Consider the following 14,320-nt stretch of genomic DNA (forward strand, 5'->3'; position numbering starts at 1 on the left):
GCGGGTCCATGGCTTACTTCAAACGGGCCAGGCGCTGGGTCAGCAGATCGAAGAACCCCTGAGCGTCGCCACTTTCAACCCAGAAAGCATTTTTCGGTGCCTTCAAGCCGTCATACCAATCGACAATGGTTTGACCGAAGGTCGGCCCTTCGCGGCTATCAACCACCACGTTGACCGAACGGCCAGTGAACAGCTCCGGCTTGAGCAGGTAAGCGATGACCGTAGCGTCATGCACCGGGCCACCCGGAATGCCGTAGTGCTCCATGTCGCCTTTGACGTACTCGTTGAGAATATCGCCCACCAGCTTGCTGGCATTGTTGTTCAGGGCGGCGATCTGCTTCAGGCGCGCTTCACTGGTAAGAATCTTGTGGGTCACGTCCAGCGGCAGGTAGGTCAGCTTGACGCCACTTTTGAGCACCACTTCTGCAGCCTGCGGGTCGGCGAACAGGTTGAATTCGGCCACCGGAGTGATGTTGCCACCGTTGAAGTGCGCACCGCCCATGATCACCACTTCCTTGATGCCCTGAACGATTTCAGGCTCCTGGATCAGCGCCAGGGCCAGGTTGGTTTGCGGACCGAGCATGGCGATGGTGATGCTGTGGGGTTTGGCGGCCTTCAGGGTATCGATCAGATAGTTGACCGCATTGCCTTCGGCCAGACCTTTCTTCGGCTCGTGCACCGTGACACCCGACAGGCCTTCCTTGCCATGGATGTTCTCGGCATAGATCGGCGTGCGCATCAGCGGCTTCGGTGCACCCGCGTATACCGGCACCTCCTCGCGCCCTGCCCACTCGCGAGCCAGACGCGCATTACGCGAGGTCTTGTCCAAACGCACGTTGCCAGCGACGGTGGTCAGCGCACGAATGTTCAGTTCTTCCGGCGAGGCCAGGGCAAACAGCAAGGCGACCACGTCATCGGCACCCGGATCGGTGTCGATGATCAAGTCGATCTTTTCCGCCGCCTGGGCGCTTGTTGCGGTAATCAGGGACAAAAGCAGCAGACTCCGGAGCAGGTGGTGCAGTTTCTGAGCATAGCGGTGCATAGCGCACTCCTTGTGCGTGGGAAGAACGGGAAGTTAAAACGTTATTCCAGCCACCAGCACGATGTTGCAGTACGGCTGACATTCGCCTGTACGAACAATCGCCCGCGCCTGTCGGCTGAGCACTTTGAATTGCTCATGACCGAGCAGTTCGCGCCGGCCCAGCGCACCTTCGGCATTCAGTTCATCCAGCGTGCTCAATGCCGACGGTTTCTTGTCCAGAATCTCATGGGCCAGCACGTGGCTTTCGACCTGCATTTCGCTGAGCACAACCTTCAAGGTACTGATGAAATCCGGAATGCCGTGGGTCAAGGCCAGGTCGATCAATTCGACACCGGGCGGAACTGGCAGGCCAGCATCGCCGATCACGACCGTGTCGCCATGGCCCAGGGATGCGATCAGCCGCGACAGCGCGACGTTGAGCAAAGGTGTTTTTTTCATGGTGCTTTAAAGGCCTGTACGTCGGACAAGGTAGGAATCGAAGGTTGCGCACCAGCACGGGTAACGGACAGCGCAGCGGCGACCTGTCCGAAACGGATCGCATCGGACTCGCTTTTGCCGGCCGCCAGCGCTGCGGCGAAACCACCGACGAAAGTGTCGCCAGCCGCAGTGGTATCGACCGCCTTCACTTTCGGCGCCGGGAAATGCTCGAACCGCGTGCCATTGGCGAACAGCGATCCCTGAGCGCCAAGGGTGATGATCACTTTGCCGGCGCCCATGGCGATCAAGCGGGTCGCGGCGGTTTCGGCGGTGCTCAAGGAATCCACCGGCAAACCGCTCAACGCCGAGGCTTCGCTTTCGTTGGGAATCAGGTAATCAATGGATACATACCAATCCGCTGGCAGCGGGCGACTGGCCGGTGCTGGATTGAGGATCACGATTTTGCCCAGCTCACGACTGCGCTTAAGGGCATGGCCGACCGTGGCATCCGGCACTTCCAGCTGACAGATGATGACATCCGCCGCTTGCAGCACCGCGTCGAAACGGTCGATCACATCGGGGGTCAGCGCACCGTTGGCACCGGCAACAATGACAATCGCGTTTTGACTGTTGTCATCGACCACGATCAACGCCACACCGCTGGAACCTTCGACAGTGCTGACCGCCCGGCAATCGATCTGCTCGGCCAACAACGCCCCGCGCAGCGCTTCGCCATAGGCGTCGCTGCCCACACAACCGACCATCGACACCTGCGCCCCCAGCCGTGCCGCGGCCACGGCCTGGTTCGCGCCCTTGCCGCCGGAAACCGTGGCAAACGATTCGCCGATCAGCGTTTCACCACCACGGGGCAGCCGTGGCGCCCGGGTTACCAGGTCCATGTTCAGGCTGCCTATTACCACTACTTTTGCTGGCATACATCACTACTCATCAATTCTGTTTCTGCGGTGCTTTTGGTTTCAGCGGTATTGGGCAAACACACCGGCCAGCGGCGCGGTCGATTCGCGCAGGACAATACTGGGTGTCACGATGCGCTGATCGGTCGCCATATCCGGGGTAGCAATCCTGCGCAACAGCACCTCGGCCGCCATCTCGCCAAGCTGCAGGATCGATTGCCCCACGGTGGTCAACGCCGGATAGACGTAACGGCTCATCTGGATATCGTCGAAGCCAATCACCGACAGCTCGGTGGGTACCCGAATATTGCGTTCGGCAGCGGCGCGCAATACACCGATGCCGATCATGTCGTTACCGGCAAAGATCGCGCTGGGCGGGTTCTGTTGCAGCAGAATCGCGGCGGCGTTGTAACCACCCGTGCTGGTGAAGTCGCTTTCCAGCATGCGCTCGCGCGGCACTTCGACACCCGCCTCTTTCAAGGCTCGGCAATAACCAGCCAGACGCATCTGCGCCACGCTGGTACTCGCCGGGCCGCCGATGGTAGCGATGTCCCGATGCCCCAATTCCAGAAGGTGCCGGGTCGCCAGATAAGCGCCGTATTCGTGATCGATGCGCACCAGGTCCGCGTCGACGCCTTCCAGCCCACGGTCGACGATTACCATGGGTGTACGCACACCCGCCAGGCCTTCCGCTAGCCCACTGTCACCGCCGGCCGAGGCCACGATCAAGCCGTCGATGCGTTTTTCCAACAGCACGCGAAGGTAGCTGCGCTGCTTGTCCGGGTTGTCGTCGGAGTTACAGAGGATGACGCAATAGCCATTGCGTTCGCAGTAATCCTCGATGCCACGGGCCAGCTCGGCGAAGTACGGGTTGAGGCTGTTGGGCACCAGCAGGCCGATGGTCGCGGTGGTTTTCGCTTTCAACGACCGGGCCACGGCGCTGGGCACGTAGTCGAGGCTTTTGATCGCCGCCTCGACCTTGATCCGCACTTCTTCGCTGACCGGCCGCGTCTTGTTCACCACGTGGGAAACCGTGGTATAGGAAATGCCCGCGAGTGCCGCTACATCCTTGATGGTTGCCATGACTCAGGTCCGCCGGCTTGCGCGCTGACTGCGATAAGTATCAAGCACCACCGCCACCACGATAACCGCACCGGTGATGATGCGTTTGGTTGGCTCGGTCGCGCCGATCTGCGCCAGACCAGCCGCCAATACGGAGATGATCAGAACGCCGAAGAACGTGCTGATGACCGAGCCGCGCCCGCCCATCAGGCTGGTGCCGCCGATCACGACCGCGGCGATCACTTGCAGCTCCAGACCGGAGCCGGCATTCGGGTCCGCCGCTTCCAGGCGAGAAATCTGAAACAACGCAGCGATACCGGCCAGCAATCCCATCAGACTGAAGACCAGGATTTTGTAGGGCTTCGGATTGATCCCCGCCAGACGCACCGCCTCTTCGTTGGTGCCGATGCCGATCAGGTAACGACCGAACACCGTACGCGTCAGCACCGCTTGGGCAATGAAGATAATCAGCAAGGCAATGATGAATGACGGCGAGATGCCGAACGCGATCGGGTTGGACAGCCAGGCAAAGGCATCACCGATATAGGCAGTGCGCGAACCGGTCATCTGATACGCCAGGCCCCGCGCCATTTCCAGCACGCCGAGGGACACGATGAACGACGGAATCCGCCACGCCACGGTGATCGAGCCGGTGATAGTCCCGGCCAACGCCGCTACCGCCATGCCGAGCAAGGCCGCAGGCAAGACGCTCCAGCCCCAACCGAGAATCGCCACGCTGACCGCCGAAGCCGCGAGCGCCAGCACCGAACCTACCGACAGATCGATACCGCCGATGATCAATACGAAGGTCATGCCGACCGCCAGGACCATCAAATCGGGAATCTGGTTGGCCAGGGTGCTGAAGGTGTCGTAAGACAGGAAATGGCTGCTCAGGACCGAGAACAGCGCAACCATCGCCAACAAGGCACCGGCCAGGCCCAGATAAGTGCCGAGACCGTAAAAATTGCCACTACGTTTGCCGGCCAAAGATACAGTATTCATGGAAGATCCCTAGGCGCTGCTTCGTTGAGCAACGCATCACGTTTTTGGTAGCCGGCGAAAGCGGCGGCAAGCAAATCATCCTGGGTCCAGCTGTCACGCTCGAAGGTGTCGATCAGACGCCCTGCCGACAGCACACCGATGCGGTCGCAGATCAGCATCAGTTCGCGCAGGTCGCTGGACACCACCACCAGCGCTTTGCCCTGACGGGTCAACTCACCGAGCAATGTATAGATGTCGAACTTGGCGCCCACGTCGATGCCACGGGTCGGCTCATCGAACAGCATCACCGTGCAGTCGCGCTCCAGCCAGCGGCCGATCACGACTTTCTGCTGATTGCCGCCGGACAGCTCCGAGACCAATTGCGTCGGGCTGGAACTGCGAATGCGCATGGCGTCGATCTGACGCTGGGCCAATGACATCTCGTCACCGTTGTTGACGAAGCCACCACTGGAAATGACCGGCATATTGCCCAAGGCAATGTTGGCGCTGATCGATTGCGTCAGCAGCAGGCCTTCGCCCTTGCGATCTTCAGTGATCAGGGCGATGCCATGACCGACCGCATCGGCCGGGGAACGAATACTCACCACCTGAGCCGACGCCCCCAGCGCGACAGTACCGCTGTCGGCTGTATCGGCGCCGAAGATCAGGCGCAGCAACTCGGTGCGCCCTGCCCCGATCAAACCGGAAATTCCGAAAATTTCGCCGGCGCGCACCTCGAAGGACACGTCGCGAACCTTATCCGAACGGGTCAGCCCTTTGACCGTCAAGGCCGGCGCGCCAATCTTGCGCGGCCCCATGTCGATGTGTTCACCCAATTCACGGCCGACCATCAGGGTGACCAGTTGCTCGCTGTTGTAATTGGCCATCGGCTCGACACAGACCAGGTTGCCGTCGCGCAATACCGCAATGCGCTGGGCCACCCTTGCCAGTTCTTCGAGGCGGTGGGAAATGTAGATGATCGACACGCCACGAGCTTGCAGGCGGGTGATCTGCTCGAACAGCATTTCGACTTCACGGGCCGTGAGCATCGCGGTCGGCTCGTCGAGGATCAGCACATGGCAATCGCCGATCAGGTTGCGGGCGATCTCCACCATTTGCTGGTGACCGATACCGAGTTCGCCTACCAGTGTGTCCGGGTCGATCGCGTCGAGCCCGACCTGGGCCATGGCCTCGATCGCCGCCTTGCGCAATTGCTTGCGGCTGATCCAGCCACCATGGCTAGGCAGGTTGTCGAGAAACAGGTTTTCCGCCACCGACAACGTCGGTAACAGATTGAGTTCTTGCATGACCATGCGGATGCCCAGCTCTTCGGCCTGGCTCCGGCTGCCGGGACGGTAATCCTGCCCCTGGAATTGCATCTGGCCGGTGGTCGGCGTGACCAGTCCGCCAATGATTTTCGACAGCGTGCTTTTACCGGCACCGTTTTCACCGGTCAGCGCCAGCACTTCGCCGCGCATCAACGTCAGGTCGATGCCGGTGAGGACAGGTTGGGCGTAGGTCTTGCCGATACCGCTGACCGAGAGGACAGCGTTCGGGGCGCAAACGGACATAAAAACTCTCCATGTGCCCGCCCCAAGAGGCGAGCACCGTTGTGTCGCCAGAAGGACTACTTGGTAACCAGCTCTACTGGAGTTTCGATGACGCCATTGACGCCGCTATCGACTGTCTCGCCTTTGATGATTTTCAGCGCAGTCTCGATGCCGAACACCGCTTGCCGGGCAGCAAACTGGTCGGCGGTGGCCAGGACGCGGCCGTCCTTGAGCATTGGCTTGATCGCATTGATGTTGTCGTAACCGACCACTTGCACCTTGCCGGCCTTGCCCGCGGCACGCACGGCAGATACCGCGCCGACCGCCATGCTGTCGTTGCCGGCCAGCAGGGCCTTGATGTTCGGGTATTCGCTGAGCATCGACGAGGCAACCTTGCCGCCCTTGTCGATTTCCCAATCGCCGGACTGCAGGGACACGACTTTGATCTGCGCCGCTTCCATCGCATCCTTGAAGCCCGCTGTGCGCTGCTGGGCGTTGGTGGTGGTGGAAACACCTTCGATGATGCCGACTTCATCACCGGCCTTCAGTTGTTTGGCCAGGTACTCACCCACCAGACGCGCGCCTTTGCGGTTATCCGGGCCTACGAACGGAACGGTGATGTTTTTGCTTTTGACCACGGCCGGGTCCAGCTGGTTATCGATGTTGATCACGGTGATGCCGGCATCGACTGCTTTCTTGATGACCGGAACCATGGCCTTGGAGTCTGCCGGGGCGATGACCAATGCGTTGACTTTGGACAAAATCATTTGCTCGACGATGCGCGTCTGGCCGGCCGTGTCCGTTTCGTCCTTGATGCCGTTGGAGATCAGCTCGAAGTCGCCGGAGTGGTCTTTCTGGTAAGCCTTGGCGCCGTCTTCCATGGTCAGGAAGAATTCGTTGGCCAGGGATTTCATGACCAATGCGACTTTAGGTTTTTCAGGGGTTTCGGCCAAAGCCGAAGAGACAGGTAAAGCGGCGGATGCGGCAGCCAGCATAGCGACAGCGAGAAGACGTCCAGCGAATGGCAGCTTCATGGGTTTACTCCGATCTTATGATTATTCTGAGCAACGCTTGCGCTGAAGTACGCCCGGGACTCCGATCATCAAGGGATCAACCCATCGACGGCGACTGCGCAAACGTTTGCGTAGACCGAACTATGCGAACCCTGTCGAAATTTGTCAACGACCCGTTCTGTGTCTCGGCTGGCAAAAGTCCACCCTTCTACATCACGCCGTGGTGCTGACCAGACTGCCACTGCCGGAATCCTTGGCCAGCTCTTTCACCAGATTGCCCGTCACCTGCGAGAGCGCACCGCTGGTATCGGCGATTTGCCCCTGGATCGACATGACAACGGTGGCTTTAGCTTCCGGGGTCGGATAATTCGCGGCCTGAGCGGCCGCCAGTTGCTGCTGCTGTTCACGCAGTTGCTGCTGCAGTTCCTGCATGCGCTTGAGCAGTACCTGCACCGCAATACTTTGAGTGCTGCTTTTCTTGGATTTGGTTTCGCCCTGAGCCCCTGCGCCGCCACCGGTTCTGACCTGGTTGTCGCTGCCCTTCTCTTCGCCCAGCGATTGGGCTGAGGCGTCGGACGTCGCGTCACTCAAGGCTTTGATGGCCGCCGGGGACTTGCCCGCGATAGTGATTGCGCCTGCATTTGCAAAACCGACAGTAAACGACATGTGAACTCCTTGAGAAAAAAATCCTAGAAGGAACATCGACCTGTGCACGGGTTTCTTTAGCACTGGTTTTCGATTCCCCAAGGCGACTTTCTCAACAGCAAAGAGCTGCAACGGATGTTCTGGGAATACTGATTCGCCCTCGCCCGACCCGTTCGCGGTCGAGCATCGCTGTCACCACTCGCCAGTATTGGCCAGTGGCTAACGACCTCTTCCGATAAAAAACTTCCCACAGTCCTACACCAAACGGAAAAAACCACTGTCAGAGGATTTTCTTGAATTTTAAGCAGTTGCGAAAATCCCTACAGTTAAATACTGTATGCCCGTACAGCTTAATGAGGATAATTCCGTGGCCACTACCTCTGTCTCTCCTGACGCCTATGAACGCCTGGGCATCCGCGTCCAGAAAATCATTAACTCCCCCACCGCCCAGAAAGCCAAAGCGGCACTGATCTTCCGGCTCCCGGACGAACCCGTGGATGAGTGGGAGCGCTTGCTCGAGGAAATCGACGAGAACGACAACGTCACCCTTGCCCATCGCGACGATGGTGGTGTGCAGATTTTCTGGGTTGTGCCAAAGGAAGATTGAGTCGATGAGTGTCCGCTGGTTTGCTTTATTGTTTCTGCTCATCACCCTCGGCGCCCAAGCTGGCGCCCCACGTACCTTCAACGAAGCCAAGAAAGTCGCCTGGAAGTTGTATGCGCCGCAATCCACCGAGTTCTATTGCGGCTGCAAGTACACCGGCAACCGTGTGAACCTCGCCGCCTGCGGTTATGTGCCGCGCAAAAACGCCAAGCGCGCATCCCGCATTGAGTGGGAACACATTGTCCCGGCCTGGCAGATCGGCCATCAACGCGAGTGCTGGCAACAGGGCGGTCGCAAGAACTGCACGCGGTACGACCCAACTTATCAAAAAGCCGAAGCCGACCTGCATAACCTGGTGCCAAGCATCGGCGAGGTGAATGGCGATCGGAGCAACTTCAGTTTCGGCTGGTTGCCCGTGCAGCCGGGTCAATACGGCTCGTGCCTGACCCAGGTCGACTTCAAGGCGAAGAAAGTCATGCCCCGTCCTTCCATTCGCGGCATGATCGCCCGGACGTATTTCTACATGAGCAAGCAGTACGGCTTGCGCCTTTCGAAACAGGATCGGCAACTGTACGACGCCTGGAACAAAACCTATCCGGTAGAGGCCTGGGAACGTCAACGCAACCAGAGCGTGGCGTGCGTGATGGGACGCGGCAACGAATTTGTCGGGCCCGTCGACATGAAGGCCTGTGGCTGACCGGCGACTAAACCAGGCCTAATGCCAGAATTTTCTTCCACCCGATTGCGCCCATGCCGGGCGCACAAACAAAAACGCCCCGACCAAGGTCGGGGCGTTTTCATGTGCGGCTAAGGCTTAGCGCGGGAACGCTGGCGGGTTTACACCGGCCATGTCTTCCATCACGCGAACTACCTGGCAGCTGTAACCGAACTCATTGTCGTACCAGACGTACAGAACAACGCGGTTGTCCTGAACGATGGTCGCTTCAGCGTCCACAACGCCTGCGTGGCGCGAGCCCACGAAGTCGGTGGAAACCACTTCCTGCGAATTGACGTAGTCGATTTGCTTATGCAGATCGGAGTGCAGCGCCATATAGCGCAGGTACTCGTTCATCTCTTCACGGGTAGCGGCTTTCTCAAGGTTCAGGTTGAGAATGGCCATCGACACGTTCGGCGTCGGAACACGGATCGCGTTACCGGTCAGCTTGCCGGCCAGCTCAGGCAGCGCCTTGGCGGCAGCAGTGGCAGCACCAGTCTCGGTGATGACCATGTTCAACGCGGCGCTACGGCCACGACGATCGCCTTTGTGGAAGTTGTCGATCAGGTTCTGGTCGTTGGTGTACGAGTGAACGGTTTCGACGTGACCGTTGATGATGCCGAACTTGTCGTTGACAGCTTTCAGCACCGGCACGATAGCGTTGGTGGTGCAGGAAGCGGCGGACACGATCTTGTCGTCAGCGGTGATTTCACCGTGGTTGATGCCGTGAACGATGTTCTTCAGCTTGCCTTTGCCAGGCGCGGTCAGAACAACGCGGTCGATACCCGGGCAGGACAAGTGTTGACCCAAGCCATCGGCGTCACGCCATACACCGGTGTTGTCCACCAGCAGCGCGTTTTTGATGCCGTACTGGGTGTAGTCCACTTCGGTCGGGTTTTTCGCGTAGATAACCTGGATCAGGTTGCCGTTGGCGGTGATGGTGTTGTTGGCTTCATCAATGGTGATGGTGCCATCGAACGGACCGTGAACCGAGTCACGACGCAGCAGGCTGGCACGTTTGACCAGATCGTTCTCGGCGCCCTTGCGGACAACGATGGCGCGCAGACGCAGGCCGTCGCCACCACCGGTTTTCTCGATCAGGATGCGTGCCAGCAGACGGCCGATACGACCGAAGCCGTAGAGGACAACGTCGGTGCCAGTACGGCCGGAACCATTTTGCTTGCCGACCACATCGGCCAGTTCGTCACGGACGAACTCTTCGGCGGTACGGCCATTGCCTTCGGCCTTGAACTTGACGGCCAGCTTGCCCAGGTCTACCGAAGCGGCGCCGAGCTTGAGCTCGCTCATTGCTTTGAGCAGCGGGAATGTTTCGTGGACGGACAATTCGCTGTCATCGGACTGGCGATGGCGAGCAAAGCGGTGAGCTTTGAGAATCGCGATGACTGAACGATTGATCAGGCTGCGGCCATAGATCGAGCTCACCACGTTGTTATTGCGGTAGAGCTGACCGATAAGCGGAATCATCGCTTCTGCGAGTGCTTCACGGTCGATCCATTCACCAAGACACTGGTCGGGCTTCTGAGTCACGGGAACCTTCCACATGTAGGGGCAGAAAAAAGGGGCTACATTATGCCGCCGAGTCCCTCCCGTAGCAATGCGCGCCTGTCGCACGGGCGGTAACAAAATCCCGTTCAAAAAAATCACACCCTGCGCCAGCCCAGTAAAACCGGGGCTTTCAGCACAGTCAATTTTTCGACGACAACGCGGCCGTGTCCGTAACCCTCCGTAACACTGAGCGGTTTCGGCACTACATTTTCAGTAAATAACCACTGGTTTTTGTCATAACCACTACATTTTGCCCAACCTGTGTATATAGACACAGTCTGCAACTGACAGCCGGCACCCGAGGCCGTTACAATTGTCGACTTTGTCGCAACGCTTGGAGCTCAACCTTCCGTGCCCGTTCTGCGTCTACCGCTTCTCCCTGCCGCGGCAGGTAAACAGCACTGGGGCAACCTGCCCGGTGCAGCCCTGAGCCTGGCCATCGCCGAGGCCGCCAGCGCTGCCAAGCGCTTTACCCTGCTACTGACCGCCGACAGCCAGAGTGCCGAACGGCTGGAACAGGAGCTGAGTTTCTTCGCCCCGGATTTGCCTGTACTGCACTTCCCCGACTGGGAAACCCTGCCCTACGACCTGTTCTCGCCGCACCAGGACATCATCTCTCAGCGCATCTCCAGCCTGTATCGGTTGCCGGAGCTGGTGCATGGTGTGCTGGTCGTGCCGATCACTACAGCCCTGCACCGTCTGGCGCCGACCAAATTCCTGCTCGGCAGCAGCCTGGTGCTGGACGTCGGCCAGAAGCTCGATGTCGAGCAAATGCGCAGCCGGCTTGAGGCCAGCGGCTATCGTTACGTCGATACAGTTTATGAGCACGGCGAATTCACCGTACGCGGCTCGCTGATCGATCTGTTCCCGATGGGCAGCAAACTGCCCTTCCGAATCGACCTGTTCGACGACGAAATCGAAACCCTGCGTACCTTCGATCCGGAAAACCAGCGCTCAATCGACAAAGTGGACACCGTTCGCCTGCTGCCGGCGCGGGAATTCCCACTGCAAAAGGACGCGGTCACCCGTTTCAAGGCGCGCTTTCGCGAGCGTTTCGATGTCGACTTCCGTCGCTGCCCGATCTTTCAGGACTTGAGCAGCGGGATTACACCGGCCGGTATCGAGTACTACTTGCCGCTGTTCTTCGACGAAACCTCCACCCTGTTCGACTACCTGCCTCAGGACACACAAGTGTTCTCTTTGCCGGGCATCGAACAGGCGGCGGAGAATTTCTGGAACGACGTGCGCAATCGTTACGAAGAGCGCCGCGTCGATCCATCCCGTCCTTTATTGCCACCGGCCGAGCTGTTCTTGCCTGTGGAGGATTGCTTTGCCCGCCTGAAGAGCTGGCCCCGTGTGGTTGCCAGTCAACAGGACATGGAAACCGGTGTCGGTCGCGAGCGCTTCCCGGCTCAGCCGCTGCCGAACCTGGCCATCGAAGCCAAGGCCACCCAGCCGTTGGCGGCGCTGGCCGGTTTCCTCGACGCATTCCCCGGCCGCGTGCTGTTTACCGCCGAGTCCGCGGGCCGTCGTGAAGTGCTGCTGGAATTGCTGGAACGCCTGAAGCTGCGACCAAAATCCGTCGACAGCTGGCCGGACTTTGTCGCCAGCAAAGAGCGCTTGACGATCACCATTGCGCCGCTCGACGAAGGTCTATTGCTGGACGATCCAGCCCTGGCCCTGGTCGCCGAAAGCCCGTTGTTCGGTCAGCGCGTGATGCAGCGTCGCCGTCGCGAGAAACGCGCCGACGCCAACAACGATGCCGTGATCAAAAACCTCACCGAACTGCGCGAAGGCGCGCCGGTGGTGCACATCGATCATGGTGTCGGCCGCTATCTGGGGCTGACGATTCTGGAAATCGACAATCAAGCCGCCGAATTCCTGACCCTTGAATATGCCGAGAACGCCAAGCTGTACGTCCCGGTAGCCAACCTGCATTTGATCGCCCGGTACACCGGTAGCGACGATGCCCTGGCGCCGCTGCACCGCCTCGGCTCCGAGACCTGGCAAAAAGCCAAGCGCAAAGCCGCCGAACAGGTGCGCGACGTGGCCGCCGAATTGCTCGACATCTATGCCCGCCGCGCCGCTCGCGAGGGTTATGCCTTCGCCGACCCGAAAGCCGATTACGCGACCTTCAGCGCCGGTTTCCCGTTCGAAGAAACCCCGGATCAGCAAACCACCATCGAAGCCGTGCGCGAAGACATGCTCGCGCCGAAACCGATGGATCGACTGGTCTGCGGCGACGTCGGTTTCGGCAAGACCGAAGTGGCGATGCGCGCGGCGTTCATCGCGGTGCACGGCGGCCGTCAAGTGGCCATTCTGGTGCCGACCACCCTGCTCGCCCAGCAACACTACAACAGCTTTCGCGACCGTTTCGCCGATTGGCCGGTGAGCGTGGAAGTGATGAGCCGCTTCAAGTCGACCAAGGAAGTGAACGCCGCCGTCGCGGACCTGGCCGAAGGCAAGATCGACATCGTCATCGGCACCCACAAGCTGCTGCAAGACGACGTAAAAATCAAAAACCTGGGACTGGTGATCATCGACGAAGAGCACCGTTTCGGTGTCCGTCAGAAAGAACAGCTCAAGGCGCTGCGCAGTGAAGTCGACATCCTGACGCTGACCGCCACACCGATTCCGCGTACGCTGAACATGGCGGTGTCGGGCATGCGCGACCTGTCAATCATCGCCACGCCGCCGGCCCGTCGCCTGTCGGTGCGCACCTTCGTCATGGAGCAGAACAAGAGCACGGTCAAAGAGGCTCTGCTCCGTGAGTTGCTGCGTGGCGGCCAGGTCTACTACCTGCACAACGACGTGAAGACCATCGAGAAATGCGCCGCCGACCTCGCCGAACTGGTGCCGGAAGCGCGAATCGGCATCGGCCACGGGCAAATGCGTGAACGCGATCTCGAACAAGTGATGAGCGACTTCTACCACAAGCGCTTCAACGTGCTGATCGCCTCGACCATCATCGAGACCGGCATCGACGTGCCGAGCGCCAACACCATCATCATCGAACGTGCCGACAAGTTCGGCCTGGCACAGCTGCACCAATTGCGCGGCCGCGTCGGTCGTAGCCACCACCAAGCGTATGCTTACCTGCTGACACCGCCGCGCCAGCAAATCACTCCCGACGCGGAAAAACGTCTGGAGGCGATCGCCAATACCCAGGACCTCGGCGCGGGCTTCGTGCTCGCCACCAACGACCTGGAAATCCGTGGTGCCGGCGAACTGCTGGGCGATGGGCAGAGCGGGCAGATCCAGGCCGTCGGCTTCACGCTGTACATGGAAATGCTCGAGCGTGCGGTGAAGTCGATCCGCAAGGGCGAACAGCCGAACCTCGACCAGCCGCTGGGTGGCGGTCCCGAGGTCAATCTGCGTGTGCCGGCATTGATTCCCGAGGACTACCTGCCAGATGTGCATGCTCGACTGATTCTCTACAAACGCATTGCCTCGGCCACCGATGAGGAAGGCCTCAAGGACCTGCAAGTAGAGATGATCGACCGTTTCGGCCTGCTGCCGGAGCCGACCAAGAACCTGGTGCGGATCACGGCGCTGAAATTGCAGGCCGAACAGCTGGGCATCAAGAAAGTCGACGGCGGCCCGCAAGGCGGTCGTATCGAGTTCGCGGCGCAGACACCGGTCGACCCGCTGACACTGATCAAACTGATTCAGAGCCAGCCCAAACGCTACAAATTCGAAGGCGCCACGATGTTCAAATTCCAGGTGCCGATGGAAAGCCCGCAAGAGCGCTTTAATACCGTAGAGGCGCTGTTCGAGCGCCTCATTCCGACCACTGCTTGAAGGACGCCGC

The 14,320-nt window shown here is 59.7% G+C and carries 12 protein-coding genes; 3 read left to right on the forward strand and 9 right to left on the reverse strand.

Annotation, left to right across the window (positions count from 1 at the left end; all coding sequences use genetic code 11):
* Positions 1 to 13: 13 nt before the first annotated feature.
* The 8 genes from ACA044_RS20120 to ACA044_RS20155 all read right to left on the reverse strand — a co-directional run bounded on the left by ACA044_RS20120 (position 14) and on the right by ACA044_RS20155 (position 7,645).
* Positions 14 to 1,042: a nucleoside hydrolase gene (locus ACA044_RS20120; protein WP_497312441.1), complete on the reverse strand. Its 1,029-nt coding sequence runs from the start codon at positions 1,040 to 1,042 to the stop codon at positions 14 to 16.
* A gap of 33 nt (positions 1,043 to 1,075) precedes the next feature.
* A complete protein-coding gene (rbsD, locus tag ACA044_RS20125) occupies positions 1,076 to 1,480 on the reverse strand; it encodes a D-ribose pyranase (RefSeq protein ID WP_497442957.1) in 405 nt (134 codons plus the stop codon).
* Positions 1,477 to 2,394 carry a ribokinase gene (gene rbsK / locus ACA044_RS20130; protein ID WP_497442958.1) on the reverse strand — a complete coding sequence of 306 codons (918 nt, stop codon included), beginning with the start codon at positions 2,392 to 2,394 and terminating at the stop codon, positions 1,477 to 1,479. The genes rbsD and rbsK overlap by 4 nt, the downstream gene beginning before the upstream one ends.
* A gap of 42 nt (positions 2,395 to 2,436) precedes the next feature.
* Positions 2,437 to 3,456, reverse strand: coding sequence for a LacI family DNA-binding transcriptional regulator (locus ACA044_RS20135; protein ID WP_497442959.1), 1,020 nt, complete (start codon positions 3,454 to 3,456; stop codon positions 2,437 to 2,439).
* Positions 3,457 to 3,459: 3 nt separating this feature from the next.
* Positions 3,460 to 4,437: an ABC transporter permease gene (locus tag ACA044_RS20140; protein WP_497442960.1), complete on the reverse strand. Its 978-nt coding sequence runs from the start codon at positions 4,435 to 4,437 to the stop codon at positions 3,460 to 3,462.
* Positions 4,434 to 5,987: a sugar ABC transporter ATP-binding protein gene (locus tag ACA044_RS20145; RefSeq protein ID WP_497442961.1), complete on the reverse strand. Its 1,554-nt coding sequence runs from the start codon at positions 5,985 to 5,987 to the stop codon at positions 4,434 to 4,436. Before ACA044_RS20145 ends, ACA044_RS20140 begins: the two co-directional genes overlap by 4 nt.
* Positions 5,988 to 6,043: 56 nt before the next feature.
* A complete protein-coding gene (locus ACA044_RS20150) occupies positions 6,044 to 7,000 on the reverse strand; it encodes a sugar ABC transporter substrate-binding protein (RefSeq protein ID WP_497442962.1) in 957 nt (318 codons plus the stop codon).
* 192 nt (positions 7,001 to 7,192) lie between these two features.
* Complete coding sequence (locus ACA044_RS20155; RefSeq protein ID WP_497442963.1) at positions 7,193 to 7,645, reverse strand: hypothetical protein; 453 nt, start codon at positions 7,643 to 7,645, stop codon at positions 7,193 to 7,195.
* A gap of 316 nt (positions 7,646 to 7,961) precedes the next feature.
* Here ACA044_RS20155 and ACA044_RS20160 point away from each other — a divergent pair, with 316 nt between their 5' ends.
* Both ACA044_RS20160 and ACA044_RS20165 read left to right on the forward strand, forming a co-directional pair.
* A complete protein-coding gene (locus ACA044_RS20160; protein WP_497442964.1) occupies positions 7,962 to 8,231 on the forward strand; it encodes a DUF1654 domain-containing protein in 270 nt (89 codons plus the stop codon).
* Positions 8,232 to 8,235: 4 nt separating this feature from the next.
* Entirely contained in the window at positions 8,236 to 8,925 is a 690-nt protein-coding gene (locus tag ACA044_RS20165) for an endonuclease (protein ID WP_497442965.1), read from the forward strand.
* Between the two features lie 117 nt (positions 8,926 to 9,042).
* Here the strand turns inward: ACA044_RS20165 and ACA044_RS20170 are convergent, their stop codons facing one another.
* Positions 9,043 to 10,506, reverse strand: a complete 1,464-nt coding sequence (locus tag ACA044_RS20170) for a glyceraldehyde-3-phosphate dehydrogenase (protein ID WP_497442966.1) — start codon at positions 10,504 to 10,506, stop codon at positions 9,043 to 9,045.
* A 354-nt stretch (positions 10,507 to 10,860) separates the two neighbouring features.
* On the opposite strand from ACA044_RS20170, the gene mfd reads away from it, so the two are divergent.
* Positions 10,861 to 14,310: a transcription-repair coupling factor gene (gene mfd, locus ACA044_RS20175; RefSeq protein WP_497442967.1), complete on the forward strand. Its 3,450-nt coding sequence runs from the start codon at positions 10,861 to 10,863 to the stop codon at positions 14,308 to 14,310.
* The last annotated feature ends 10 nt before the right edge of the window (positions 14,311 to 14,320 follow it).

This window comes from Pseudomonas sp. LBUM1673, assembly GCF_059695645.1.

Coding starts and splice junctions, on each gene's coding strand:
- ACA044_RS20120 (WP_497312441.1), bottom strand. CDS start 1,042: ATGCACCGCTATGCTCAGAAACTGCACCACCTGCTCCGGAGTCTGCTG.
- rbsD (WP_497442957.1), bottom strand. CDS start 1,480: ATGAAAAAAACACCTTTGCTCAACGTCGCGCTGTCGCGGCTGATCGCA.
- rbsK (WP_497442958.1), bottom strand. CDS start 2,394: ATGCCAGCAAAAGTAGTGGTAATAGGCAGCCTGAACATGGACCTGGTA.
- ACA044_RS20135 (WP_497442959.1), bottom strand. CDS start 3,456: ATGGCAACCATCAAGGATGTAGCGGCACTCGCGGGCATTTCCTATACC.
- ACA044_RS20140 (WP_497442960.1), bottom strand. CDS start 4,437: ATGAATACTGTATCTTTGGCCGGCAAACGTAGTGGCAATTTTTACGGT.
- ACA044_RS20145 (WP_497442961.1), bottom strand. CDS start 5,987: ATGTCCGTTTGCGCCCCGAACGCTGTCCTCTCGGTCAGCGGTATCGGC.
- ACA044_RS20150 (WP_497442962.1), bottom strand. CDS start 7,000: ATGAAGCTGCCATTCGCTGGACGTCTTCTCGCTGTCGCTATGCTGGCT.
- ACA044_RS20155 (WP_497442963.1), bottom strand. CDS start 7,645: ATGTCGTTTACTGTCGGTTTTGCAAATGCAGGCGCAATCACTATCGCG.
- ACA044_RS20160 (WP_497442964.1), top strand. CDS start 7,962: ATGCCCGTACAGCTTAATGAGGATAATTCCGTGGCCACTACCTCTGTC.
- ACA044_RS20165 (WP_497442965.1), top strand. CDS start 8,236: ATGAGTGTCCGCTGGTTTGCTTTATTGTTTCTGCTCATCACCCTCGGC.
- ACA044_RS20170 (WP_497442966.1), bottom strand. CDS start 10,506: ATGTGGAAGGTTCCCGTGACTCAGAAGCCCGACCAGTGTCTTGGTGAA.